Annotated in this window: 20 protein-coding genes and 1 pseudogene; 8 read left to right on the top strand and 13 right to left on the bottom strand. The window is 66.1% G+C overall.

From position 1 onward, the window contains the following. The first annotated feature begins 264 nt into the window (after positions 1-264). Positions 265-1,161: a LysR family transcriptional regulator gene (locus ACV17W_RS18835; RefSeq protein WP_462593884.1), complete on the top strand. Its 897-nt coding sequence runs from the start codon at positions 265-267 to the stop codon at positions 1,159-1,161. Between the two features lie 169 nt (positions 1,162-1,330). Here ACV17W_RS18835 and ACV17W_RS18830 read toward each other — a convergent pair whose 3' ends face one another. From ACV17W_RS18830 to ACV17W_RS18800, 7 genes are read right to left on the bottom strand one after another with little or no spacing between them, the layout of a single operon-like run. Then, positions 1,331-2,749, bottom strand: coding sequence for an amidase (locus ACV17W_RS18830; protein ID WP_462593883.1), 1,419 nt, complete (start codon positions 2,747-2,749; stop codon positions 1,331-1,333). 28 nt (positions 2,750-2,777) lie between these two features. Next, complete coding sequence (locus ACV17W_RS18825) at positions 2,778-4,076, bottom strand: TRAP transporter large permease (protein WP_462593882.1); 1,299 nt, start codon at positions 4,074-4,076, stop codon at positions 2,778-2,780. After that, positions 4,073-4,603, bottom strand: a complete 531-nt coding sequence (locus ACV17W_RS18820) for a TRAP transporter small permease (RefSeq protein WP_462593881.1) — start codon at positions 4,601-4,603, stop codon at positions 4,073-4,075. Before ACV17W_RS18820 ends, ACV17W_RS18825 begins: the two co-directional genes overlap by 4 nt. Before the next feature lie 56 nt (positions 4,604-4,659). Further along, entirely contained in the window at positions 4,660-5,748 is a 1,089-nt protein-coding gene (dctP, locus tag ACV17W_RS18815; RefSeq protein ID WP_462593880.1) for a TRAP transporter substrate-binding protein DctP, read from the bottom strand. Next, entirely contained in the window at positions 5,745-6,476 is a 732-nt protein-coding gene (locus ACV17W_RS18810) for an aldolase/citrate lyase family protein (RefSeq protein ID WP_462593879.1), read from the bottom strand. The genes dctP and ACV17W_RS18810 overlap by 4 nt, the downstream gene beginning before the upstream one ends. 3 nt (positions 6,477-6,479) lie before the next feature. Next, positions 6,480-7,388 carry an NAD(P)-dependent oxidoreductase gene (locus ACV17W_RS18805; RefSeq protein ID WP_462593877.1) on the bottom strand — a complete coding sequence of 303 codons (909 nt, stop codon included), beginning with the start codon at positions 7,386-7,388 and terminating at the stop codon, positions 6,480-6,482. A gap of 19 nt (positions 7,389-7,407) precedes the next feature. Next, complete coding sequence (locus ACV17W_RS18800) at positions 7,408-9,168, bottom strand: thiamine pyrophosphate-binding protein (RefSeq protein ID WP_462593876.1); 1,761 nt, start codon at positions 9,166-9,168, stop codon at positions 7,408-7,410. 174 nt (positions 9,169-9,342) lie between these two features. On the opposite strand from ACV17W_RS18800, the gene ACV17W_RS18795 reads away from it, so the two are divergent. Next, positions 9,343-10,161 (top strand): IclR family transcriptional regulator, encoded by an 819-nt coding sequence (locus ACV17W_RS18795; protein WP_462593875.1) that lies wholly within the window; start codon positions 9,343-9,345, stop codon positions 10,159-10,161. 252 nt (positions 10,162-10,413) lie between these two features. Here the strand turns inward: ACV17W_RS18795 and ACV17W_RS18790 are convergent, their stop codons facing one another. The 3 genes from ACV17W_RS18790 to ACV17W_RS18780 are packed head-to-tail and all read right to left on the bottom strand — an operon-like array spanning position 10,414 to position 14,024. Beyond that, the gene (locus tag ACV17W_RS18790; protein WP_462593874.1) at positions 10,414-11,388 is read right to left on the bottom strand and encodes a Bug family tripartite tricarboxylate transporter substrate binding protein; all 975 of its coding nucleotides are present in this window, start codon (positions 11,386-11,388) and stop codon (positions 10,414-10,416) included. A 10-nt stretch (positions 11,389-11,398) separates the two neighbouring features. Beyond that, positions 11,399-12,988, bottom strand: coding sequence for a choline-sulfatase (betC, locus tag ACV17W_RS18785; protein WP_462593873.1), 1,590 nt, complete (start codon positions 12,986-12,988; stop codon positions 11,399-11,401). A 7-nt stretch (positions 12,989-12,995) separates the two neighbouring features. After that, positions 12,996-14,024 (bottom strand): Bug family tripartite tricarboxylate transporter substrate binding protein, encoded by a 1,029-nt coding sequence (locus ACV17W_RS18780; RefSeq protein WP_462593872.1) that lies wholly within the window; start codon positions 14,022-14,024, stop codon positions 12,996-12,998. A 381-nt stretch (positions 14,025-14,405) separates the two neighbouring features. Between ACV17W_RS18780 and bioB the strand changes: the two genes are divergently transcribed. Both bioB and ACV17W_RS18770 read left to right on the top strand, forming a co-directional pair. Further along, positions 14,406-15,428, top strand: coding sequence for a biotin synthase BioB (bioB, locus tag ACV17W_RS18775; protein WP_462593871.1), 1,023 nt, complete (start codon positions 14,406-14,408; stop codon positions 15,426-15,428). Further along, positions 15,425-16,297: an EamA family transporter gene (locus tag ACV17W_RS18770; protein ID WP_462593870.1), complete on the top strand. Its 873-nt coding sequence runs from the start codon at positions 15,425-15,427 to the stop codon at positions 16,295-16,297. The genes bioB and ACV17W_RS18770 overlap by 4 nt, the downstream gene beginning before the upstream one ends. On the opposite strand, the gene ACV17W_RS18765 is transcribed toward ACV17W_RS18770, so the two are convergent. The 3 genes from ACV17W_RS18765 to ACV17W_RS18755 all read right to left on the bottom strand — a co-directional run bounded on the left by ACV17W_RS18765 (position 16,233) and on the right by ACV17W_RS18755 (position 22,110). Next, a complete protein-coding gene (locus ACV17W_RS18765) occupies positions 16,233-17,675 on the bottom strand; it encodes an MFS transporter (protein WP_462593869.1) in 1,443 nt (480 codons plus the stop codon). The two genes, ACV17W_RS18770 and ACV17W_RS18765, sit on opposite strands and share 65 nt — an antisense overlap. Before the next feature lie 77 nt (positions 17,676-17,752). Next, entirely contained in the window at positions 17,753-18,256 is a 504-nt protein-coding gene (locus tag ACV17W_RS18760) for a redoxin family protein (protein ID WP_462593868.1), read from the bottom strand. A 377-nt stretch (positions 18,257-18,633) separates the two neighbouring features. Next, a complete protein-coding gene (locus ACV17W_RS18755; protein ID WP_462593867.1) occupies positions 18,634-22,110 on the bottom strand; it encodes a DUF748 domain-containing protein in 3,477 nt (1,158 codons plus the stop codon). Between the two features lie 125 nt (positions 22,111-22,235). On the opposite strand from ACV17W_RS18755, the gene moaC reads away from it, so the two are divergent. From moaC to moaB, 4 genes and pseudogenes are all read left to right on the top strand, one after another. Beyond that, on the top strand, positions 22,236-22,724 hold the full coding sequence (moaC, locus tag ACV17W_RS18750; protein ID WP_462593866.1) for a cyclic pyranopterin monophosphate synthase MoaC: 489 nt from the start codon (positions 22,236-22,238) through the stop codon (positions 22,722-22,724). Next, positions 22,705-22,956, top strand: a complete 252-nt coding sequence (locus ACV17W_RS18745) for a MoaD/ThiS family protein (RefSeq protein ID WP_462593865.1) — start codon at positions 22,705-22,707, stop codon at positions 22,954-22,956. The genes moaC and ACV17W_RS18745 overlap by 20 nt, the downstream gene beginning before the upstream one ends. After that, a pseudogene (locus ACV17W_RS18740) lies at positions 22,953-23,439 on the top strand (molybdenum cofactor biosynthesis protein MoaE). Before ACV17W_RS18745 ends, ACV17W_RS18740 begins: the two are co-directional and overlap by 4 nt. Then, positions 23,436-23,957 carry a molybdenum cofactor biosynthesis protein B gene (gene moaB / locus ACV17W_RS18735; RefSeq protein ID WP_462593864.1) on the top strand — a complete coding sequence of 174 codons (522 nt, stop codon included), beginning with the start codon at positions 23,436-23,438 and terminating at the stop codon, positions 23,955-23,957. The pseudogene ACV17W_RS18740 and the gene moaB overlap by 4 nt, the downstream one beginning before the upstream one ends. Positions 23,958-23,960: the final 3 nt, after the last annotated feature.

Genomic DNA, 23,960 nt, shown 5'->3' with positions numbered 1-23,960 from the left:
AGTATCTTCGGCTCCTATATGGCGGTCAAATCATATTATTGGTGCATTTGATAACTTAATGGAATGTTCCTGCTGCGACGTTGCCCTGCCCTGCATCAGGCGGCCCGCGGGACGCATCGCGCCCACCGGGCCATGCACCCCGTCTCTGCGCATGCGCGGCTGCACTGGCTCGGGCGTCCGCTTGCGCGGATCACCGGATAGGTTCACCGCGCGTAACTTGCTACGATGCGGGCTCGTGCACTCGTGCCCTCCGGGCCTTACGCCATGGAACTTCGACACCTGCGCTACTTTGTAGAAACGGCGCACCGCCGCAGCATCACAAAGGCCGCCTCGGCGCTGCATATCGTGCAGCCAGCCCTGACCGCGCAGATCAAGGCGCTGGAAGATGAACTGGGCACCCAGCTGCTGGAACGCTCGGTGCGCGGCGTCAGCCTGACCGCAAGCGGCGAGGCGGTGTTGCGCGACGCCGTGGCGATATTGCGCGCCGTCGACGAATTGAAACGACGCCATGGAGGCACGGCGCGGACGGCACGCGTGGTCAAGGTGGGCATACCCAATGGCATGACGCGCACCTTCGCCGGGCAGTTGATCGAGCGCGCGCGGCAAGAATGCAGCTCTGGCGTCGAACTCATCGAGGGCATGTCGGGCCATCTGCTCGAATGGTTGAAATCCGGACGTCTGGACTTGAGCGTATTGTTCGCCAGCCAGCCCCTGCGGCAGCTCGATGTAAGGAAACTCACTGTCGATTCCATTGACCTGGTGGGCCCCCCCGGCACGCTGGATCCGCGCCAGCCGGTCGAGTTTCGCGATCTGAGCCGCTATCCGCTGATTCTGCCCAGCGCCAAGCATGGGCTGACGCGCCTCATCCATGCACGGGCACGGGAGGCTGGGGCCGAACTGGTTCAGCATGCCACGCTGGATTCGGTGGCGGAGATCAAGCACCTGGTGTCGCAAGGCGTCGGCTACACGCTGCTGGCGCCGATGGTGTACCAGGCCGACATGGAACAGGGCCTGCTGTCGGCGGCGCCGCTGTGCAACCCGACGTTCACGCGTGAGCTGGTCACCGCCACCCGCCGTCCGCACGAGGCGCACGACGACATCGCCCAGGTGCGCGCACTCGTGCACGACATATGCGGCGGCCGGGTGAGTGCTGCCGGGTAAGCGTCGCAGGCGCAGGCGGCCTGGCATCCGGCGGGGCCGGCCCGAGAACCCCTGACGCCGACTGCGGGCGGATGCTGCTTCCTGCCACGGCCTCGTCCATGCGGGTCGCCCCCTGCAGGCCCCGGCGCGCCATTGCCCCAAGGGGGTCATGCCCCCCTTGGCGCGCCCGCTACGCGGCTGGCCGCAGGCGGTGAAACGCCGTGACGCGCTGGTATGCCGCCGCAAGCCGAAGCAACGTGGCTTCTCGCCACGGCGCGGCCACCAGCTGCACCGACATAGGCAGCCCGTCGGGGGTCAGCCCGCAAGGAAGCGCGATGGCGCAACAGCCGTAATAGCCGACAAAGCGCGTCAGGCGACTGGGCGACAGATCGCTCTCGTCGAGCGTTTCGACGGGTTGAGCCTGGATGGGCACGCTGGGCAGGACCAGTACATCGGTAGCATCGAACAGTTCGCGGAATTCGCGCTTGCGCTGCTCGCGCTGCTGCAGCGCCGCCGCGTAGCGCGGCCCGCTCCAGTCGGCGCCCCGCATCACGCGGGCGCGCGACGCGGCATCGCCCGTATCCTGGGCGGCCCGAAGGTGCTCCCCATGTCCGGCATAGGCTTCAGAGGCGATGATGATGCCCGTCTCTTGCTGGTCTGCCACGAAATCGACGCCCTGGAAGGCGGCGTCCTGCCGCAGGCAGCCCAGGCTGGCCAGGATATCCGCCGCTTGCATGACCCCTTCCAGGATGGCGGGCTCGACCTCGCCCAGGACGTCCGGCGGGACCATTGTGAACCGCAGGCCTTGCACTGCTCGGTGTAGCTGACCCATGAAGTCTTCGGGAGGCGCCTGCCAGGTCGCCGGATCGTTCGCGTCCGGCCCATGGATGGCCTGCAGCAGCATGGCGGCGTCTTCAGCCGTCCAGGCCATCGGCCCTATGGTGTCGAGCGTATGGCTGACGAGGTCAAAGCCATGATTGCTGACACGGCCCTGCGTGGTCTTCAGCCCGGTGAGCCCGCAGAACGCCGACGGAATGCGCACCGACCCGCCGGTATCGGTGCCTATTGCGCCGGCGGCCAGGCCGCCGGCTACCGCAACCGCCGAGCCGCTGCTGGAACCGCCCGGTGAACGGTGCACGGCACAATCCCATGGGTTGCGCGGCGTACCCAGGGACTGGTTGGTACCCCAGCCCCCGAAAGCAAACTCGACAAGGTGGGTCTTGCCGATCACAATCGCGCCCGCGGCCAGCAGGCGCCGCACGACCGTCGCGGTGCGGGTGGACAAGGGCCGGTTGCGATACACACTGGAACCGGCCAGAGTCCGTCGGCCTTCAATGTGCGCCAGGTCCTTCACGGCAACAGGCAGGCCTTCCAGCACGCCCACCGGCATGCCCGAAGCCAGCCGCAAGTCGCTGGCCCGCGCCGCGGCCAACGCCTGATCGGCGTACACCTCGACGTAGGCATGCAACGCCGCATCCTGCTGGGTGATGCGTTCCAGGTAGGACGCGACGAGGGTTTCGGCGGACACCGCTCGCGCGCGCAAGGCGCGTGCGAGGTCGCCCAGCGGCAGGTTCCAGAGCGGCGTCGCCACGATATCGCCAGAGTTCATAGAAATACTCCCTGTTGCACTGTACCTGTCAACGCAATACCCCGGTAACGATGGACGGGAAGAAAATCATCAGCACAATCAGCACGAGCTCCAAGAAAATGAACGGCAGCACACCCCTATAGATTTCGCCCAGTTTGAGGCCTGGAACGGAACCCTGCACGACGAAGGCATTGATGCCCACGGGCGGGGTGACCGCGCCGATCTCGATGAGCTTGGTGACGATGATGCCGAACAACACCGGATGAATGCCCGCCTGCTCGATGATGGGAAACACCACGGGCATCGTAATGAAGATCATCGAAATGCCGTCGATGAAGCATCCCAGCACAATGAACGGCACGATCAGCAACAGCAGCAGCGTCACCGGCGACAGGTTCAGTTCGGCCACCGCGCTGGCAAGCAGCGATGGCAGCTGGGTCGTGCCCAGCGCCACGCTGAACACGGCCGAGCCTATCATCAGCATGAAGATGGAGGCCGAGCTGGACCCCGTTTCGCGCAGGCCGCGCCAGATGGCGCCTTTCTCGCGGTCTTTACGGCATAGCGCGAAAATCAGCGCCAGGCATGCACCGATACCCGCGGCCTCGGTGGCCGTGGCCAGACCGGAATAGATCGATCCGATCACGACCAGGAACAGCACGACCACTTCCCAGGCAGCCAGGGTGGCCGTGGCGCGCTGTTTCCACGTTGCCTTCGGCAGCCGCGTGCGCCGTACCAGCTCGGGGTCGCGCCGCACCATGACGTACAGTCCCAGGGCATAGACCAGGGCGGTGAGGAAACCGGGAATCAGGGCGCCGATGAACAGGTCGGCAATAGAGACGTTGGTGGCGATCGAGTAGATGATCAGGATGCCGCTGGGCGGAATCAAGATGCCAAGCGCGCCTGCAATGGCCACCGGCCCGGCGGCGAGGCGCTGCGGGTAGCCCATGCGCAGCATTTCCGGCACCGTGACTTTGGAAATCGTTGCCGCCGTCGCCACGCTGGATCCGCACACGGTAGAAAACCCGGCGCAGGCGAACACCGTGGCGATAGGCAGGCCGCCGGCGATGTGCCCGACCCAGCTCTTCGCGCTGCGATAGGCTTTTTCAGACAAGCCCGCAGAGAAAGCCAGGTGGCCCATCAGCAGGAACAATGGGATGACGATCAATGCCAGATTGGCCACGCTGGTGTATGGCAGGCTTTCAATTAGAAAGATGGTGCCGCGCACGCCCCGGATGGCGAACAAGCCGACCGCGCCCACCGCCATCAGGGTCAGCGCAACTGGGATGCCCGCCAGCAACAGCACGATGACCGCGCCGATCATCAGGTATCCGATTTCCACCGGGCTCATTCTTGTTCTCCTGCGAGCGGATTGGCGGGAGCCGCAGCCGCGGCGTCGCCCCGACACGCATCCACCAGGTCAAGCAAATACACGACGGCCAGCAACGTCAGCCCTGCCGCGGCGATGATCTTGGCCGGCCAGACCGGAAAGGCCACCACGGCGTACGACTGTTCCAGCCGCTGCGTCGACGCAATGGCTCCGCGGATCGCATACCAGGCGAACCCGCCGCTGATGAGCATGCAGACAAAATAGCGAAGGGCCTGCACCCAGCGCATGACCGGGGCGGGCAACATGGCGTCCAGCACCGACACCTGGAAATGTTCTCGCCTTACCTGGGCCAATGGCATGGCCAGGAAGACAATCAGCACCAGAAGCATGATGCCCGCCTCTGCCATGCCGTAGATGGCGTCGCCGAACAGCGTGCGGGCCAGAATGTCCGGCACCACGGAAAGCATCAGCAGTACGGTCGCGATGCCGGAGAACATCCCCAGCCGGACGCATAGGCTGCGTATGCAATGATTCAATCGGAAATACATGGCATGCCCGAAGAATGAAAAAACGCGTGGGCGGCCGCAGCCGCCCCCCGAGTGGTTTATTTGCCAGCGGTCAGCTGGTCGAAGCCCGGCGTGTAGGGCATTTCGGCCTCATACTTGCGCGTCAGGTCGATGAACTCTTCCAGAAGCTTCTTGGGGTCTTCGATGCGGCCGCGCACGCTGTCGATCCATTTCTGGTTGACCACCGGTTGCGCAATTTCCTTCCAGCGCGCCGCTTCCTCTTCGGCCATGGGCACGTAGGTCATGCGCGTGGCTTCGCGAGCCAGCTCGACGGCACGCGCCACTTCTTTGCGATAGCCTTCGAAGTACACCTTAGGAACTTCAGCAGCCACCTCGGCGATCACCTTCTGCGTCTCGGCGTCCAGCGACTTCCAGGTGTCTTCGTTGATCGACCAGGTGACCAGGGTGTAGACCCCCATGCGGCCCGCGTTCGAACCATAGGGTGCCATATCGAACACCTTGGTGATGATGGCCTGGTTGAACGGCGTCCCGCTCACGCCCTCGGCGCCGCCGCGCTGGACCAGTTCCAGCGCCTCGACCCAGGGAATGCTGATCGGGGTGCCGCCCAGCGCACGCAGGGCGTCGGCCACGCCGATAATGGCCCGGATGCGGCTGCCCTTCAGGTCTTCCGCGGTGCGGATGGGCTTGTTGGTCCACAGTGAGTTTTCACCTGAGCCCAATGCCCACAGCAGGCGCTGATTATTGTTCAGGTATTCCTTCTGCAGCGCCGGCGTGCGCTCGTACAGATCGGCGAACGCCTGCGTGACCGCGGGCGGATTCTCCGAAATGAACGGCAGCACCACACCGCTCAGGGGAAATTCGCGCGGGTTGAACGCAGCAGGCACCGCCGAAGCGATATCCGCCGCCCCCGACGCCAGGCCGGTGCTCATTTCGGCGGTCTTCAGCAGACTACCCCCGTAATAGGGCTCAAATGTGATGCGTCCGTCGGTGCGCTTGGTCACCTCGTCCATGAAGTACTTGGCCGACGTTTCATAGAAGTCGTTGGACCCATAGAACGTGGCGTAGGTCAGCTTCCGGGGCTCGGGCTGGGCGCCGGCGTGGAACGCGCTCAGGCTCAGCAGCGCGAGGCCGGCTATTTTCAAGCTGGTGGTGGCGAAGCGATTCACGTGGAAACTCCTTTTTTCGGATGGAACGTAGTATTGCTATTCGAAGAACCCGCGGCGGCCAGTGCATTCCACTGCGCCAGGCCCATTTCGATGAAATCGTTGATATGCGTGTACAGCATGGTGGCGCCGCGCGCCTGCCAATCCTGCAGGTCGTGGGCCTTCACCAGAAAGCCGGCCGCGCGCCGGGCGGCGCGTATGCGTTGGAGCACCCCGATCATGGTGTCCATGACCTCGGGCTGCCGGTAGTCGCCGGCGTAACCCATGCTCTTGGCCAGATCCACGGCACCGATGAAAAAGCAGTCGATCTCCGGCTGAGCCAGGAAGTCGTCAAGTTCGGCCACGGCCTTGGCGGACTCGATCTGCACGATGACGGCCTTGGCGTCGAAGTCGCGCGGAACCACATAGCGGATATCGGCGATGGCAGCCTGCGCCTGACGGGCGCTGTCCAGGCGAGGAATCACCACGCCGTCGATGTCGCGCATCAGGTAGCGTTCGATCGTCCACGGTTCTATGGACGGAATGCGCACCAGTGCGCTCGTGCCGTGCAGGCGCGCCGCCCGGGTCATGTTCTCGATATCTTCGAAGCCCGGGTTGCCCTGCTCGGCATCGAGCATGACGGCATCGACGCCCAACCGACTGACAAAGGCCACCAGGCTCGGGCAGGCGTGGTCCGCGTTGACCAACGCCACGGTTTCTTCGGCGCGCAAGCGGCGCTTGAAGTCGTTCATATTTCAGGCTCCTTCGAACGACGGCAAGGCCGTCATCTGGCGATAGACATCGAACAGGCGCGTATCGCTGGCGCTGGCCAGGCCTTGCGACCGGGCCAGGCCGAACACCTGGCGCGCGGCCCTCGCCATCGGCGTGGCCTGCTCGAGCGAGGCCGCCGCCCCCAGCGCAATGTCCAGGTCCTTCAGGAAAACGGCCACGGTGGCCTGGGCTTCGTGATCGGCCTCGACCATGCGCATCGCGCGCTTGTCGAACATCACGGAATTGCCCGAGCTGTCGCGCACCGCCTGGACGAGCTGCGGCAGGTCGACGCCCGCCTTCTGGCCCAGGGCCAGTGCTTCAGCCGTCAGGGCAATATGCGAGGCGACCAGCACCTGGTTGATCATCTTCACGGTGGACCCTGCGCCGGCCTCGCCCACATGATGGATGCGCGTCGCGCAAGTCTGCATCAGAGGGCCCAACGCCGCCAAAGCCTCGCGGCTGCCGCCGGCCAGCACGGACAGCGAACCTCGGCGTGCGTTGAGCGCCCCGCCGCTGACCGGACCGTCCAGCATCAGTATTCCCCGTTGCTCCAGCTCGCGCGCCAGGCCGCGGGCATAGTCGGGGCCCACGGTGCAGGCCAGCCACAGCGCCGCGCCGGCCGGCAAGGTTTCAAGCAAACCGCCGGAGCCGGATAATACGGCATCCGCCTGCCGCGCATCGTTGACGACAACCACGGCGAACTGCGCGGCCCGCGCAGCCTCGGCCGGGCTGCCGGCGGCATGGCCGCCGCACTCGACCAGACGGCGCAGCGCGTCGGGATTCAGATCCACGCCATGCACCGCATAGCCGTGCGCCGCCATGTGTGCCGCCATGGGGCCGCCCATCATGCCCAGGCCCACGCAGGCCACGCGCGCGGCGACGGGTGACGCCACGGCAGGCTTCGCTGCTGCCTCAGGCAATTCGATCCCCCTTGCGGATCACGGCGGCGCGGTTGTCCACGCCGGGCAGCATGCGGGCCGGATCACGGGTCACCACGACGTCGACCACCACCGGGCCGGGCGTGGAAAGCGCGCGGCGCAATGCGGGCTCGAGCTGGTCAGGGTCTTCGACCCGTATACCCGTGCACTCCATGGCCTGCGCGACGCGTGCGAAGTCCACCTCTTCCAGATCCGATGACAGATAGCTTTGCGGCCCGTACATCAGATGCTGCAGCGCTTTCACGTATCCCGAAGCCGCGTTGTTGACGACGACGATGACAATATCCAGGGCCAGGCGCCGCGCGGTCTCCAGATCGCCCAGCACCATGCAGAAACCGCTGTCGCCCGTCAGGCTGATGACGGGTTTGCCGGGGCGCCCCAGCGCCACGCCCATGGCGCCCGGCAGACCGTAGCCGATGGACGCGAAGCCGCGGTCGGGAATGAAGTGACGGCCCGCTGCCTGGGTGTCGAACAGCAGTCCGCCCCAATGGGCCGCGAAGCCGCCATCGGCGACCAGCGCGCCGTCTGCGGGCAGCACTTTCTGGATTTCGGTCAGCAGGCGGGCGACGTTGATCGGCTTTTCATCCGACAACAACCTGTCGGCGACAGACTCGCGCCAGGCCTGCATGCGGCGCCCGACGTCGGCAGCGTAGTCTTGCTGGCGCGCGTGTATGCCGGCGGCCCGATCGCGCAAGGCTTCGTGCAGATCCTGGATGCCCAGCCGGGCGTCGCCCCACAGCATGATTTCAGGCGACAGGGTGCGGCCCATTTCTTCGGCAACAATGTCCAGGTGAATGATCCGCTTGCCGGCGCCGGGGACGGTGTAGCGCTTGGTGGCGATTTCACCGAGCTTGCAGCCCACCACCAGCAACACATCCGATTCTTCGATCAGCTTGTTGGCGATGCGGTCATAGCGTCCGAACAGGCCTGCGTTGAGCGGCGTATTGCAGGCGATGGCCCCCTTGCCGGTCAGCGTGTGCGCCACCGGCAAATTCAGGGCTTGCGAGAAGGCGGTCAGGGCCTCGGCGGCACCCGAGATGTGTACGCCGCCGCCAGCCAATACCAGCGGGCGCCGGGCTTGCGCCAGCATCTCTGCGGCACGCGCCAGGTCGTCGCCCGCGGGGCGCGTGCGCAAGGCTGGCGCAGCTTCGTAACGAGCATCGACGACGAAGTCGGATGCCGCGAACTCGTAAGTGTCGTGCATGATGTCTTCCGGCACGTCCACCACCACCGGCCCCGGGCGACCCGTCGTGGCCACGGCAAACGCGCGTCGCATCAATTCGGGAATGCGCGACACCATCTCAACGCGGATCAATTCCTTGCACGCGGGCCGCAGAATCTCGACCTGGCGGCTTTCCTGCGTCATGTTTTTCCAGGAATGCTCGCGATGCGTGTTGCCCACCACGCAGACCAGGGAACTGCCGGCGTTCAGCGCCTCGGTGAGCGCGGTCACCATATTGGTGGCGCCGGGACCGACCGTGGCGTCGGCCAGTCCGACGCGCCCGGTCGCCTTGGCATAAGCGTCTGCCAGGAAAACGGCGTTGCGTTCGTCGTGAATCAGGTGATGGGGCATCTCCAGGCGGCGCGCTGCCTCGTACAGGGGCAGCAGCTGGAAGCCGCCCATCCCGAACATGGGGCCGCCATGGAAGGCCTGGATGATGCGCACAATGGCCTCGCCCCCGGACATGGACAGCACGGTTGGCGAATTGTCGGCAGGTGTCTGGCAGCTAGACATGGATGCGGGTCCTGTAAGTTCGTGTGGCGCGGGAATGCTTGCCACGTTTGGGCGCATCCTATCTCTGCAATCGAGACATGAGAATAGAATATGGAACGAATTCAGGGATTTTCCCCATCATTTACGCGGACTCATTTCATTTAATGAGACGTTCTTGGAAAAGGACTTGCTCCCATGACGCAAGAATCCCCACCCGCCGACGCCGATGAGGCCCGCGGCGGCAGTTCCGTCACTCAAAGTCTCGACCGCGCACTGGCCCTGCTGGACATCGTGGTGCGGCACGCGCGGGCAGGCGTCACCCTCGGCGATGCGGCGCAGTTGGCCGGCCTGAAACGCCCCACCGCGCACCGCCTGCTGACCGGGCTGCGCAATGCAGGAATGATTGACTACGACGCCGGCGCGCGCCTGTTCACCCCTTCGTTCCGCTTCTACCAGATGGGACTGGCGGCGGGCGCGCGCTTTGACATCGTGCGTATTGCCCTACCCAGCCTGGAACGGCTGGCGCAGCAGACCAGCGACACAGTGCACCTGTCGACCCGCAATGGCGATCACAGTATCTGCGTGGCGCGACGGATAGGCGATTTCCCCATCCGTACCCTGACACTCAAAGTGGGCGACTTCCGCCCTCTGGGCCTGGGCGCGGGCAGCCTGGCGTTGCTGGCCGCGCTTGAAGACGACGAATGCCGGGCCAGCATAGATCGCAATCGGGCCGACCTGCAGGCCAATCCCAATTACGAACCGGAAGCCTTGTGGCGCCAGGTTTTGCAGACGCGACAGCAAGGCTACGCACTCAACGACGGAATGATGCTGCCGGAAATGGCCGGGCTGGCCGTGGCCATACGCGAACCGCGGGGGCAGGTTTGCGGCGCGGTGTCCATCGCCGCGCTGCGCAGCCGCCTGCAACTGCCGCGCCGGGACGAAGTGCTGGCGCTGATGCAGGCGGAAGCCCGCAACATAGAACAGCGCCTGCGAGAAGAACTGGCGCGCGACTGAACGGGAGGTACTCGCCCTTCCTCGCGGCCGCTCGCGCCTGTACCTGGTCCTGGCCCGGACCAAGCAGCCGCGCGCGACGCCCGCCTTGCTGGCGGGTGGCCATTCGCTGGCCGCGATCGACTGGCGGGGCGGCGCGCCCGGCACTCTGTGAGCGACTGCGCAGATTGTTCGGTCTGGAGCCACATGCTGAACGGTCCGCTCCACGCCGGAGCCGCCATCGCATAGCGCATCTTTGCGACCCGCCGGGCCTCCCTACGCCACGGTCACGCCGGCCCGTCGCACCGTGCCCTGCCAGAGTTCCGCTTCGGCCTGCAGACGCTGCTGGAAGGGTTCGCGCCCCTGCCCCACCACCATGAGCCCCATGGCTTCCAGGCGGTTTGCAATGCCGGGGTCGCGCGAGGCGCGCACCACGGCCTGCTCGAGCCGGGCGATGCGCGCCGGTTCGACGCCGCTGTGCGCCACGACGCCGATCCAGCCCATGCCGGCCAGCTGGCTCAGGCCCAGCTCGGTCATGCTGGGCACGTCCGGCAGCAGCGGCGAGCGGCGGTCGCCCAGTGTGGCCAGCGCGCGCACCCTGCCATCGCGCACCGAAGCCACCTGCGCATACAGGTTGTCCATCGCCGCCGACACGCGGCCGCTGACGAGGTCGGGCATCAGGGCCGCGCTGCCTTTATAAGGAACCGGCACTACCCGCACGTTCATTTCCTGCCCGATCAGCAGGCTGACCAGGTGCGGCACCGTGCCGATGCCGGGCGATCCGATCGTGATGGTATCGGGACTGGCCTGTGCCGCCTCGAACAATTGCTGCGGGGTCTGGAACGGCGAGTCCGCGGGCACCACCAGCACATTGGGATTGAGCGCCACCAGGCCGACGGCCTGCATGTCGCGCAGGGGCTGGTAACTCAGTTGCGGGTACAGCGCCGGGTTGACCACCAGGGGCGGCACCGCGAGCAACAGCGTATGCCCGTCGGGCGGAGCCTTGATGGCCGCCTCGGTGCCGATATTGGTAGCGCCGCCCGGGCGGTTGATGATGATCACCGGCTGGCCCAGTTGCTCGCTCATGGAGGCGGCGACGGCACGCGCCACGGAATCGGTCGCGCCGCCCGGCGGGTAGGGCACGATCCACTGCAGCGGCCGGTCGGGAAACTGCCCGGCGCGCGCCGGGAGGCCCAGCCCCAGACAGGCGGCGCCCGCCAGAGCGCCTTGCAGCAAGGTACGTCGCTTCATCTTCTTCTCCTTATTTTCCGGGCGCGGGAGCCTTGACGCCCCGCGGATGCTGCGGCGCCACCGGCTCGACCGGCGGATAGCGCAGCTTGCCTTTCACGACCGATGGGCTCGATAGCGCGCCGGCCCGCACGTACTGGCGGCTGGCGTCGGTGAACGGCTGGAAGTCCCAGGCCGGGAATTCGCCGCTCAGGCGGCTTTGCTGCACCAGGCGGCGTCGCGCCTGGCTGTGCAGGATCTTCCGGTGCAGTTCGCCAGCATTCCATTTCTGTCGCGCCAGCGCGGCGAGCTGCTGTTCGATGTCGCGCACCGCTGCCGTGCCGGCCAGATTGTTCAGTTCGCGCGGGTCGTGCTGCAGGTCATACAGCTGTGGAGGATCACCCTCGGCCACGACCAGCTTCCACCACCCCTGGCGCACCATCAGGCAGGGCGCATGCGCGCCTTCGCCGTTCATTTCGCCATACGCCACGCCGGCGGGTCCTTCCTGGGAGACGCCCAGTTCGCCGGCCAGTGAGCGCCCATCCAGCGGATGCGAGCCTTCCACTGGCGCCGACACGCCGGCCAGGTCCAGTATGGTCGGGAATATGTCCACCAGCGAAGTGAGATCGTGGCGCACCGCCGGCTGGGCGCGGCCCGGCACCGAAATCAGCAAGGGAATGCGCACCGCGGGGTCGAAGTGCACCCACTTGTACCAAAGGCCGCGTTCGCCCAGCATGTCGCCATGGTCAGACGTGAAAACCACCACCGTGGAATCGTCCAGGTCCATGGCCTGCAGCGCATCCAGCAGCCGGCCAACCTGCGCGTCGACATAACTGACCATTGCATAGTAGGCGTGCCGCGCGGCGCGCACATGTCCGTCGTGCACGTCGTATTCATCCTGCCGGAACATGTACCAGAGACGCTGGCTGTGGGGATCCTGGCGGTCGAACGGAATGGGCGGCACGGCCGGCATATCGATGTCGGCCGCCGAATACAAGTCGAGAAAATCGCGGGTCGAAACGTACGGGTTGTGCGGGTGCGTCATCGACACCGCCAGGAAGAACGGCCGGTCGCGGTGCAGGCGGCCCAGGTCATAGATCTTCTGCACGCCGCGATACACCACATCATCGTCGTAGTCGATCTGCATGCTGCGGCGGCATTCGCCGGCCTCGATCACACTGCGCATGTTCATGCCGGTAGGCGCGATGGGTATTTCCTCGCGCCAGTCCGGCGTCCAGCCGAAGTCCGAGGGGTAGATGTCGGTGGTCAGGCGTTCCTGGAAACCGTGGTGCTGGTCGGGGCCCACAAAATGCATCTTGCCAGACAGTATGGTCGAGTAGCCGGCCAGGGTCAGGTGGTGCAGGAAGGTAGGGACCTCGGCGGAAAATTCCGAGGCGTTGTCGTACACCCCCACGGAACTGGGCAGTCGTCCGGTCAGCATGGCCACGCGCGACGGCGCGCACAACGGAAAGTTGCAGTACGTATTGACGTAGCGCGTCGAGCGCGCCGCCAGACGGTCCAGATTGGGCGTGCGGCACACGCCGTTGCCATACATGCGCAACGCAAAGGCCGTCAGCTGGTCGGCCATCAGGTACAGGAAATTCGGTTTCTGTGCGGTGGACATCGTGCTCTCAACTCTGTGGGGATGGCTGAATGCCGCCCATCAGCGCCGACCATTGCGCGCTTTCGCTGGCAATGCGCTCGCGCACCTGGGCGGCATCCGCGTAAAACGGATCGATGCCGACGGCCTGCAGGCGCTCGATCACGCGTGGCTCGCGCAATACCGTCGACAGACTGTGGGACAACTTCGACGCAACAGCCGACGGGACGCCATCGGGCGTCATCAGCGCCAGCCAGGATGCGCCTGTGAAACCGGACAAGCCCTGCTCCGACAAGGGCCGCACATCGGGCAGCAGCACTTGCGGACGGGCCGAGGTCAGTCCCAATGCGCGCAAGGAACCCGCGCGTATATGCGGCAGCACGCCCGGAATCAGGGCCACGATGCAATCGATGTTGCCGGCCAGCAGATCCTGCACGGCGGGACTCAGACCTTTGTAGGGCACATGAGTCAGCTGGACGCCGAAGTCGCGCTTGAGCTGCTCGGCGTAGAGATGGCCCGCGGTGGCGTTGCCGCCAGAGCCGGCGGTCAGGTTCTGTCGCCGTCCGTATTCAAGGAATTCGGCTGCCGTCTTGATGGGCGAGCGCGAATTGACGACCAGCACACTGGACAACTCGCCCACCATGCCGATCGGCGCCAGCGCGGGCGCGCCCTGGGCCGCACCTTTCCGGTAGAAATATGGGTTGACCGTCAGGATGGAGTCCAGCGCCAGCAGCATCGTGTATCCGTCGGGCTGGCTGCGCGCCACGTCTTCCGCGCCAATATTTCCGCCTGCCCCGCCCTTGTTCACGACCACGACAGGTCGCCCGAGTTGCTGGCTCAGCGGCTCGCCGATCGCACGGCCCGCCATGTCGACGGGCCCCCCTGGCACGAAAGGCACGACCAGGCTAAGTTGCCGCTGGGGAAAGCTCTCGGCCCGTGCAAGCCCGGCCATCGGAAGCGTGCCCAGCAGTGCGGCGGCTCCTCCCAGCCATCTGCGGCGCCCTGCGTCTGGCGTTTCGTCGCGCGCGGCCCGCCATTGGCCATCAGCCCTGGTCTTCATCCTGGTCTCCTGTCTTGTTATATGTCCCGGCTCGCCGGTCAGGTGAGCCATCGTAAGCGGCCGTTAGCCCAGGGTGGTAATAGGAACGGATGAGGGCATCCATCAATAAAAATGATGGGTGCCGGCGGCAGCGTTCCGCAGCCGCAACGGGCAAGGCGCCCGCGAATTTACTTTTGGTTTCAAAAAAGAGACGCTGCAGCATCGCTGCAGATCGGCATGTGTTGACGACAGGGTTGCATCAACACCCCGCCATCTTCATCCATCGACTGTCAAAACCCGCCAACATTCCGCCAATTTCGGTCGTTGCATTTCGAGCATCCGAGTTCTTACGATCCGCCGATCCGCAGACCCACTGTGCCGACTTGCCCATGAAGGATCGCCATGCACACGACATCCGTACCCGTATCCGCCATCGCCCGAGCCGCCGTCCGCACCCCGCTCGCCTGGCAGCCGGATGACATCCTGGCCCTGTATGAACTGCCCTTCGCCGATCTGCTCTACCGGGCACAGCAAATTCATCGTCAGCATTTCGATGCGAACGCAATCCAGCTTTCGAGCCTGCTGTCGATCAAGACCGGCGGCTGTCCGGAAGACTGCGGGTACTGCCCGCAGTCGGCGCATTACGACACGGGTATCGCGGCCGACAAGCTGATGCCCCTGGAAGACGTGTTGCGCGCCGCCCGCGCCGCGCAGGCCGCGGGTGCCCAGCGATTCTGCATGGGCGCGGCGTGGCGCAGCCCCAAGCCGCACCATCTGGATGAGGTGGCCGAGATGGTTCGCGCCGTGAAGGCGCTGGGTCTCGAGACCTGCGTCACGCTGGGCATGCTGCGCGGAGGGCAGGCCGCTCAGCTCAAGGAGGCCGGGCTCGATTACTACAACCACAACCTTGATACCTCGCCCGAGTTCTACGGCGCCATCATCTCCACCCGCACCTACCAGGACCGGCTGGATACGCTGCAGGACGTGCGCGCCGCCGGCCTCAAGGTATGTTGCGGCGGCATCGTGGGAATGGGCGAGTCGCGGCGCCACCGCGCCGGGCTGATCGCACAGCTGGCCAGCCTGGACCCCTATCCCGAGTCGGTGCCCATCAACCACCTTGTACCGGTGGCGGGCACGCCCCTGGCCGGGACCGAGCCGCTGGACGAGTTCGAGTTCGTGCGCACCATCGCCGTGGCGCGCATCGCCATGCCGTTGGCGCGCGTGCGGCTGTCCGCAGGGCGCGAAACGATGAGCGACACACTCCAGGCGCTATGCTTTCTGGCAGGCGCGAATTCCTGGTTCAGCGGTGACCAGCTGCTGACCACCGGCAACCCGCAGGTCGAGGCCGACCAGCGGCTGCTCGGCAGACTCGGCATGCACCCCGACCCGGGCGTCGCGCGCGCCGGCCAGGATGCGCGCGGATGATCGCGCCAGCGCCGGGCATGCTGTATCTGCTGGCGAGCGTGGCCTTCAGCGTCACGGTGGCCGTGCTGCTGAAACTGGCGCGCAGGTACGCCATCGACGTGCGGCAGGCCATTGCCGCCAATTACGCGGTGACCGCAGCGCTCAGCTGCTTGGTGTTGCGGCCGGCTGCAGACCAGCTGGCATCGGCCGCGCAGTCGTGGGGCATGCTGATAACGCTGGGCGTGCTGCTGCCGAGCGGCTTCATGGCAATGGCGCAATCCGTACGCCATGCAGGCATCGTGCGCAGCGACGCAGCGCAGCGGCTTTCGCTGTTACTGCCCCTGCTGGCGGCGTTCCTGATATTTGGCGAATCGATCACCGCACGCAAGGCCGTGGCCATTGCACTGGCGTTCACGGCGCTGTTCTGCGTGCTCCGCCGACGCGGCGCCGAGGCCGCGACGGCCGGCACGCCGGCAGGCAGCGCATGGCTATGGCCCCTGGGGGTTTGGCTGGCATATGGCCTGGTGGATATTCTGTTCAAACAGATGGCCCGCGCCGGCGCCGCTTTCTCGGGCGCCCTGCTGCTGGCCTTCGTGCTGGCGGGCGTATGCATGACGGCCTATCTGGCGGCGCGGCGGGTCACCTGGCAACCCCGCCACCTGATGGCCGGGGTGGTGCTGGGCGTGGCGAATTTCGGCAACATCGTCACCTACATCCGCGCGCACCAGCTGCTGCCGGACAACCCCGCGCTGGTGTTCTCGGCCATGAACATGGGCGTCATCGCCCTGGGCACCGTGGTGGGGGCGCTGGCTTTTCGCGAGCCGCTCAGCCGCTTGAACCTGCTGGGCCTGGGGCTGGCGGTGGCCGCCATTCTGCTGATGATGCCGTAGGGGAAAGGTCCTCGCGGGGCTCGGCCGAAGGCGGAGCCGCCGTGTCGACATGCACGTCCACGGGCCCTGAGGGGTATGCCGTGGGTTCAGGCGCCTGCACCACGTCGGGATCAGGCGACGCCATTTCCATGGTGACGTCCACGTCGGGATCCACACGCGGGTCCAGCGCCGCGGCGGCCGGCGAGCTCTGCAGGTTGTCGGGCAGCGGCACGAAGTGCACCGGCGCCTCGTCCACCTGGTGCGCGCCGGTCACACGCGCGGGCCGCACCTGCCAGACCAGGATCAGAGCGCATACCGATACGAACACGTAGTACATGCTGGGACCGGCCCATGACATCAGCACGCCCGCCACCATGGGGCCCAGGCAGGCGCCCACGCCGTAGGTCATGAGCAGGATGGCACTGAGGCCGACGCGGCGTTCCGGCTCGACGTGGTCGTTGGCAAAGGCAGCGCCCAGCGGGTACAGCGTGAATTGCAGCACGCCGAAAACGGATGACAGCACCACCAGCAGCCAGAACGGCAAGGTTAGCCATCCCCACATGGCGGCAGGCAACACGACCAGCAGCAGCGCGTTGAAGCGGATCAGGCCGGCGCGGTTGATGCGGTCGGACAGCCAACCGATGGGCCATTGCGAGAGCAGGCCCGCCGTGACGCCGGCGGCCACGAAGATCGCGGCCTGTGAGGTGGTCATGCCGAACTTGGCGGCGTAGACGGGCGCCAGTCCGTAGAACGCGCCCGACAGATTGCCGGCCACGAACAGCACCGTCATGGACAGGGGCACGCGCCGGAAGAAAAACTTCAGGTCCAGCGGCGCGGGCAGCGGCGTGGGGGGGTGGGAACGGGCCGTCACGGCGATGGGCACCAGGCACAGCACCATGCAGGCGGCAACCAGCGTCAGCGGCCCGTCGTCCAGCGTGGCGTAGGCGGTCAGTGCCAACTGCCCCAGCACCGTGCCCAGCCCCGAGACGACCATGTAGACCGAAAAGACCCGGCCACGCTGGTGGTTTTCGGTTTGTTCATTCAGCCAGCTTTCGATGACCATCAGTTCGGTCACCATGACGATGCCCGACACCAGGCGGAACAGCAGCCACACCGGCATGTAGTCGACCAGCATCTGGGCCAGGATCATGCTGGTGGCAATCGCGGCGCAGGCAACAAAGGCGCGGATATGCCCCACGCGTATGATCAGCTTGTGCCCCATGCGCGCGCCGCACACCAGCCCAAGGTAGTAGCCGGCGATCAGCGCGCCGATCCAGATTTCGCTGACCGACTCGGCGGTCAGCCGCAGCCCCATGTAAGTATTGAACAAGCCCGTGCCGATGAGCATCAGCAGTGTCGCCAGGTACAGCGACGAAAAGGAAGAAATGGTGGTGAGCATGGGATGCAGAGGGGTGCCGCCGCAGGGACGGCGCCGCGCGGCGCACGATGCGCCCACGGCGAGGACACAACAATACGCTAGATCTGCGACAGCATCGTGGCGGCGTCGCTGACTTCAAACTTGCCGGGCGCTTCGATGTTCAACTGCTTGACCACGCCATCTTGCAGCAGTGCCGAATAGCGCTGCGAGCGAACGCCCATGCCGCGCGCGTCGAGGTCGAGCTCCAGACCCAGCGCGCGGGTCCAGTGGGCCGAACCGTCGGCAAGCATGCGCACCTTGCCGGCGGTGTTCTGCTCGCGGCCCCAGGCGCCCATGACGAAGGCGTCGTTCACGGCCACGCACCAGATTTCGTCCACACCCTTGTCTTTCAGGGCCTGTGCCTGTTCGACATAGCCGGGCAGGTGCTTGGCCGAGCAGGTCGGCGTGAAGGCGCCCGGCACGGCAAACACGGCAATGGTCTTGCCCTTGACGAGGTCGGCGACCTGGAAGTTGTTGGGGCCGAGCGAGCAGCCGCCAGCTTCGGTATCGAAAAATTCGGTCAGGGTGCCGTCGGGCACGCGATCACCGACTTTGATGGTCATGGTTATTCTCCGGATCAGGCTGAAAGACGCGGGCGGACTTGCCCGCCAACCCATCATCATAGTGCCTGTCTGCCAATTCGGGGCGGACGCACTCGCACCGCGCTGCCCGGAAAATCCATTGCCCGGTCGGATATCGCGCGACTGCCACCCCGGCGGGCCGGCCCCCCGCCCGGGTGTAGAGCGCTGAGCGCATGATGAGCACATGCCGGCACGGCGCGTGGACGTCGCGGCCACGATAGCGGCCTGTCGATGGCGCCGGCGGCCCAGCCCGGCGGCGGCGGCGTCCCAGCCGCGCGCCCACAGGCTCTGGCGCCCCGCCAGCGAACGCCTGCGCCAGCGCAAGCCGGCGGCGGCGCCGCAGCGCCGCTTCCAAGGGTCTATTTCAGGGCGAAATCGACGCGCGACGGTGCGGCATCGCCCTCGCCCGCGCCGCCTTCCAGACTGGGCGCCACAATGTAGATGCGATCGGCGGGCCCGCTCTCCTGCAACTTTTCGTACACCGCCTGGGCCCGGGCATCGGCCAGGCGCCGCAGATCGTCTTCACCTACCGGCGCGGCCTGCCGCAACATGGACTCCATTTGTTCGGGGGGTACAGATTTCGCAAAGCCGATGAAATTGCGGGGCTTGTCTTTGATGTCGGTGTCGGAGTAGACATCTTCCAGGTACCGGGCGCGCTCGGCGGCGGTCACGGTGACGGTGGAAGGATGCGGGCGCTTGCCGCGCCCGCCGCTGTCGGCCGCCTTCTCCTTGCGGATCTGCAGGTCTACCCAGGCCTGGCGCAACCCTTCCGTGTCGGTGTCCGGGTCGGCGCGGCCGATGATGTCGAGCTTCAGTGCCGGGCGGTCGTTCAGGGCCTGGGCCAGCGTGGCGATGCGATCGTCGGCGTCGGCGGCCAGCGTGGCGCTGCCCGGTTCGAAGTTGATGTAGGAAAGCTCTTCGCCGCCGCCAAAAGCCGAAGCCAAGAGCGAAAAAGGAGAAGTGACCGCCTTTGCCACCAGATTGACCAGCACGCGCACGATGATGCCGCCCACCGAGAACTGCGGGTCGTCCAGCGAACCGGACACGGGCAGATTGATGTCGATATTGCCCCGGCTGTCTTTCAGCAGCGCCACCGCGAGCATCACCGGCAGCTTCGTGGCATCGGGGCTGTTCGTCTTGTCGCCGAACGTCAGCTGGTTCAGCACCACGTGGTTGGACGCCTGCAGCGCCCGGTCTTTCAGCTTGTATTCGAGATCCAGTGACAGCTTGCCGCGCTTGATGGGATAGCCGACGTATTTCGACGAATAGGTCGTGAACCGGGGCAGGTCCACGCCTTTGGCCGAGGCCTTCAGGTCCAGCGACAGGTATTCGGCGAACGGCTGGACACTGCCGCTGATGGACAACGGCGCGGTGCCGTACACACGGCCGGTGACCTTGACCTTGGCAGGTTTGGGGTTGCGCGAAGACACGGACGACAGGCCGCCCTCAATGCGCGACAGCTCGGCCGTATAGTTGGGCTTCACGAACCGGTCGGTGAACGTCATGCGGCCGCCGTTGAGCGTGACGCTGGCCACGGTGATGTCAGGCAACTGGCCCGCGCTGTCGGCCTGGCGCGCGGCGCGGCCGCGCGTCTGCGTATCCTGGGTAATGGAACCGCCGGCCTGTCCGGGTTCGGCGACCAGGTCCATGACGTTGAGCCGCCCTTCGGGGCTGAGCACCACGCGGCCGTAGAAATCATCGAGCCTGATATCGCCCAGGTTCGCGGCATAGGTGTCGCCCTCGACCGAAACCTGCATATTGGCCAGCCCCAGGCGCTTCCACTTGAGAAAGTCGTCGCGACTGACGCGGTCGGCGAGATCGAGGCCGTCGATCTGAACCCCGCCCCGCCATCCCGCCTTCATCGGCCGGGCGGAGGTGGCGACCGCGAATGCGGCCTCGCCGCGTGCGCCCACCGACACCGCGCGCACAGTGGCGTTCAGACTGGAGGCGACATAGGGCGACAGCGTCGCCACGTCGAGGTCGCGCAGATCGATCTGAGCCTGCAGCGCCAGCGGCTGCGGCGTCAGCGTGCCCTGCACGTCGAGCTGCCCCGACCCCTGCAGCCCCTGCACGGCGAGCGTGAAGAGCGCGGCCTGGCCGTCAAGCGCCAGGCGCTCGGCTGCCAAGCGCAGCTCGCCCAATTCCAGATTCACGGCCGGCTTCACAGATTCGTCCCGCATTGAAAGGCGGGTCAGGCCGGCCTGCACGCCCGTGGCCGACACCACGGTGGCCCCGCCCTGGTCCGCGACGCGCAGCCGGGCCTGAAGCCCGAGCGACCCGCCGAGCAACTGAATCGGCGCCTGGCTGCGCAGTGCCGGAGCGAACGGAGCCAGATCCAGCCCCGCGGCGCGAAGATCCAGGTCGAGCGCGAGCGGGCTGAGCTGCAGCGGGCCATGGGCGCGTATCCAGCTGTCGCCCGCAAGGTCATCCTGGGTCAGCCATACCTGAATCGGCTGGCCCTGGGGCTGGGGCAGCTGGACATTCTCGACCGTCACCGCCACCCCCGCCAGGCTGTAGTCCAGCTGCAAGGGCGCGTCGCGCAAGCGCAGCGTGGCGTCATGGACATTGATTGCATCCACGGACACCTGCCACGTGGCAGGCGTCCGGGCGGCGACGGCCGGAGCATCAGACGGCAGGCCCGCGACCGTGGCGACGCCCGCGCCCACGGACGGGCTGGGGGCCGGCATGGGAGCTTCGAGCGCCGCAGCGCGGGCGGACGCGGCCGGTCCGGAACCCGGTGTACCCGGCTCCGGCGATGGGGACGCGCCCAGCGCCTGCAGCGCTTCAATAATGTGCGCCCAGTTCAGGCGCTGGCTGGCGTCGCGGCGCGTCTGCGCCATGGGCGACCACAGTTCCACCTGCCCGATGGCCAATTGCCGCGCCATGGGATCGAGCGCAATGCGTCGCACATTCAATGTGCTGAACTGCACCAGCGCGTCGCCCGAACTCTCGCGCACGTCAAGCTGGCGCACACCGAGCTCGCCCACCACCCTCATCTTGGGCGCGGCACCATGAGGTTGTTCGAAGACGATCTGCAAATCGGAGTCGAGCAAGGCACGCTCGATCTTGACGGGCAGCGGTACGGGCCAGGCGTCGGCCCATTTTTCGAGCTCGAGTCCGCTGAACTGCACGTTCAGGGTCGAGGCGGGCACCTCGTCGAACGGACGGGCAACGCCGTGCACGTCGAAGGGACTGCCGTTGATGCGCAGATGCACACGCGGCTCTACATCGATATCGGTGGCATAGCCGAAAGTCGAGATGAAGGGTACGCCCAGCAGGATCTGGTCGATCTGCTGCTGCCGGCCAGTAACCTTGTCGTCGAGCGAGATGCTTCCGTCTTCCAGCACCAGATTGTTCAAAGAAAAGCGCGGCAGCGCGCCATCATCGGGTTCGTCGGGTTGTGGCTGCGCGGCGGCGCGCTCGGCCAGCCTTTGCTGAATATCGGAAAAATTGAATCGCGCGATGTCATCGCGCACCAGGGCCACGCGAGGCCCTTGCACGCGGACCGAGTCGACCACCGGCGCGAACCAGAACAGCGACATCCAGGATGCGCTGAGTTCAAGCCGGGCGACAGCGAGCAGAGGGTCGGACGCGCCCGGCTGATCGATGGCGACATCGCTCGCCCGCACCGTGAGCGTGAACGGGTTGAAGGTGATATCGCCGACGCGCACCGGCCGCCCGAGCAGATCGGCCACGTCATGGGTGAGCGCGCCGCGCAACACCTTGGGCACCTGCCATGCGGCCACGCCCATCAGTACGAGTACGACCGCCAGCATGGCCCCAAGAATTTTTCCGAAACGCCGAGTGAATCTCAACCTGGGCATTCTGAAGGCCATGCGTAAGCTCCTGGTACGGGCAAGGGATTATCGCGCCTGTGGCACAGCTCGTCTATCATAGGGTGCAAGCGTCGCCGCGCCGGCCCATGTCGGCCCGATCTTTCATTACTTAACATTTGCCTGCCATGTCATCGTCTTCTTCCGCCCTCAGTCACCTGGATGAATCCGGCCAGATCCGCATGGTCGACGTGGGCGAGAAAACAGCCACCGACCGCGTGGCCATCGCCCGCGGCGCCGTGCGCATGAATGCGCACGCCTACGCTTTGCTGACCGCCCCCGGCCAGGGCAAGGGCGAAGTGCTGAATACCGCGCGGGTGGCCGCCGTGCTGGCGGCCAAGCGCTGCCCTGAACTGATCCCGCTGTGCCACAGCCTGCCGCTTTCGTTCGTGGGAGTCGAGTTCGCGCTGAACGACGCCACGCATACGGTTGAAGTGCGCGCCACGTGCCGCACGCAATACAAGACCGGCGTCGAAATGGAAGCCATGACGGCTGCCAGCGTCGCCGCCCTGACCATATACGATATGTGCAAGGCTGCCGACAAGGGCATGGTCATTGAACAGGTACGCCTTGAATACAAGGCAGGAGGTAAAAGCGGTGAATGGCGCAACGATTAACCTGCTGTACTTCGCGCGCGTCGCCGAACTGGTCGGTACGCGCAGCGAGTCCTGGCCTCTGGCCGAGCCTGCCACCGGGTCCGAATTGCTCGACGCCCTGCAGGCGCGCTATCCCCAGCTGGCGCCCGCGGCGCGGCTGAAGCTGGCGATCAACCAGGTGCATGCCAAGCCATCGGCCCCCATCCGGCCGGGCGACGAGGTGGCAATCTTCGAACCGGTCACCGGAGGCTGAACGCCATGATCATCGTCCAGGAAGCCGACTTCGACAGCGCGGCCCTGTTGGCCCGGCTGCGCGAGCAGGTCGGGGGCGAAGCCGGCGCCATCGTCACGTTCACCGGTTACGTGCGCGACTTCGCGCCCGGGCAAGCCACCGAAACCCTGTTCCTCGAGCACTACCCCGGCATGTGCGAACGCGAGCTGGAGGGCATCGCCGATACGGCGCGCCAGCGATGGCAGTTGGCCGGCACCCTCATCGCGCATCGGGTCGGAGCGCTGTCGCGCAGCGCCCAGATCGTGTTCGTGGCGGCCGCCAGCGCGCACCGCGGCGATGCGTTCCGCGGCTGTGAATACATGATCGATGCATTGAAGACGCGCGCGCCCTTCTGGAAGCGCGAGACCCTGTCCGGGGGCCAGCTTCTGGGTGGAACAACGCGACGCCGACGAACAGCGCACACAGGCCTGGGAGGCCGGCGGCACACCCAAGGAAGCCTCATGAAAGCCCTCGAAGAACCCATCTCGCTGGCGTGCGCCGTGCTCACGGTCAGCGACACTCGCACGGCGGGCGACGACACCTCGGGCAACCTGCTGGCCGAAAGCCTGGCGCGCGCCGGCCATGAATGCGTGCGGCGCGATATCGTCAAGAGCAATCTCTACCAGATCCGCCGCGTGCTCAGCGACTGGATCGCCGACCCGGAAGTGCAGGTGATCATCACGTCCGGCGGCACCGGCTTCGGTCACAGCCATGGCGTTCCCGAAGCGGTGCGCCCCTTGTTCGACCGAGAAATAGAAGGCTTTGAAGCGTTGTTCCGCCAGGTGTCGTTTGCCGAGATCGGCAGTTCTTCGATCCAGTCGCGAGCCCTGGCGGGCATGGCCAACCATACCCTGGTGTTCTGCCTGCCGGGCTCGAACAATGCCTGTGAGACGGCCTGGACGCACATTCTGCGCGAACAGCTCGACAGCACTCACCGGCCCTGCAATTTCGCGACCCTGTTCCGCAAACCGTTATCAGAATGAAAG

The organism is Bordetella sp. MIP270_01_BMS, from assembly GCF_054958705.1.
The sequence above is the reverse complement of the archived record's forward strand: the minus strand, read 5'-3'. Positions and strand labels throughout refer to the sequence as shown.

Bases quoted from the DNA above. Each gene is read 5' to 3' on its own strand.
- ACV17W_RS18835 (WP_462593884.1), top strand. From the start codon at position 265: ATGGAACTTCGACACCTGCGCTACTTTGTAGAAACGGCGCACCGCCGC.
- ACV17W_RS18830 (WP_462593883.1), bottom strand. From the start codon at position 2,749: ATGAACTCTGGCGATATCGTGGCGACGCCGCTCTGGAACCTGCCGCTG.
- ACV17W_RS18825 (WP_462593882.1), bottom strand. From the start codon at position 4,076: ATGAGCCCGGTGGAAATCGGATACCTGATGATCGGCGCGGTCATCGTG.
- ACV17W_RS18820 (WP_462593881.1), bottom strand. From the start codon at position 4,603: ATGTATTTCCGATTGAATCATTGCATACGCAGCCTATGCGTCCGGCTG.
- ACV17W_RS18810 (WP_462593879.1), bottom strand. From the start codon at position 6,476: ATGAACGACTTCAAGCGCCGCTTGCGCGCCGAAGAAACCGTGGCGTTG.
- ACV17W_RS18800 (WP_462593876.1), bottom strand. From the start codon at position 9,168: ATGTCTAGCTGCCAGACACCTGCCGACAATTCGCCAACCGTGCTGTCC.
- ACV17W_RS18795 (WP_462593875.1), top strand. From the start codon at position 9,343: ATGACGCAAGAATCCCCACCCGCCGACGCCGATGAGGCCCGCGGCGGC.
- ACV17W_RS18790 (WP_462593874.1), bottom strand. From the start codon at position 11,388: ATGAAGCGACGTACCTTGCTGCAAGGCGCTCTGGCGGGCGCCGCCTGT.
- betC (WP_462593873.1), bottom strand. From the start codon at position 12,988: ATGTCCACCGCACAGAAACCGAATTTCCTGTACCTGATGGCCGACCAG.
- ACV17W_RS18780 (WP_462593872.1), bottom strand. From the start codon at position 14,024: ATGAAGACCAGGGCTGATGGCCAATGGCGGGCCGCGCGCGACGAAACG.
- bioB (WP_462593871.1), top strand. From the start codon at position 14,406: ATGCACACGACATCCGTACCCGTATCCGCCATCGCCCGAGCCGCCGTC.
- ACV17W_RS18770 (WP_462593870.1), top strand. From the start codon at position 15,425: ATGATCGCGCCAGCGCCGGGCATGCTGTATCTGCTGGCGAGCGTGGCC.
- ACV17W_RS18765 (WP_462593869.1), bottom strand. From the start codon at position 17,675: ATGCTCACCACCATTTCTTCCTTTTCGTCGCTGTACCTGGCGACACTG.
- ACV17W_RS18760 (WP_462593868.1), bottom strand. From the start codon at position 18,256: ATGACCATCAAAGTCGGTGATCGCGTGCCCGACGGCACCCTGACCGAA.
- ACV17W_RS18755 (WP_462593867.1), bottom strand. From the start codon at position 22,110: ATGGCCTTCAGAATGCCCAGGTTGAGATTCACTCGGCGTTTCGGAAAA.
- moaC (WP_462593866.1), top strand. From the start codon at position 22,236: ATGTCATCGTCTTCTTCCGCCCTCAGTCACCTGGATGAATCCGGCCAG.
- moaB (WP_462593864.1), top strand. From the start codon at position 23,436: ATGAAAGCCCTCGAAGAACCCATCTCGCTGGCGTGCGCCGTGCTCACG.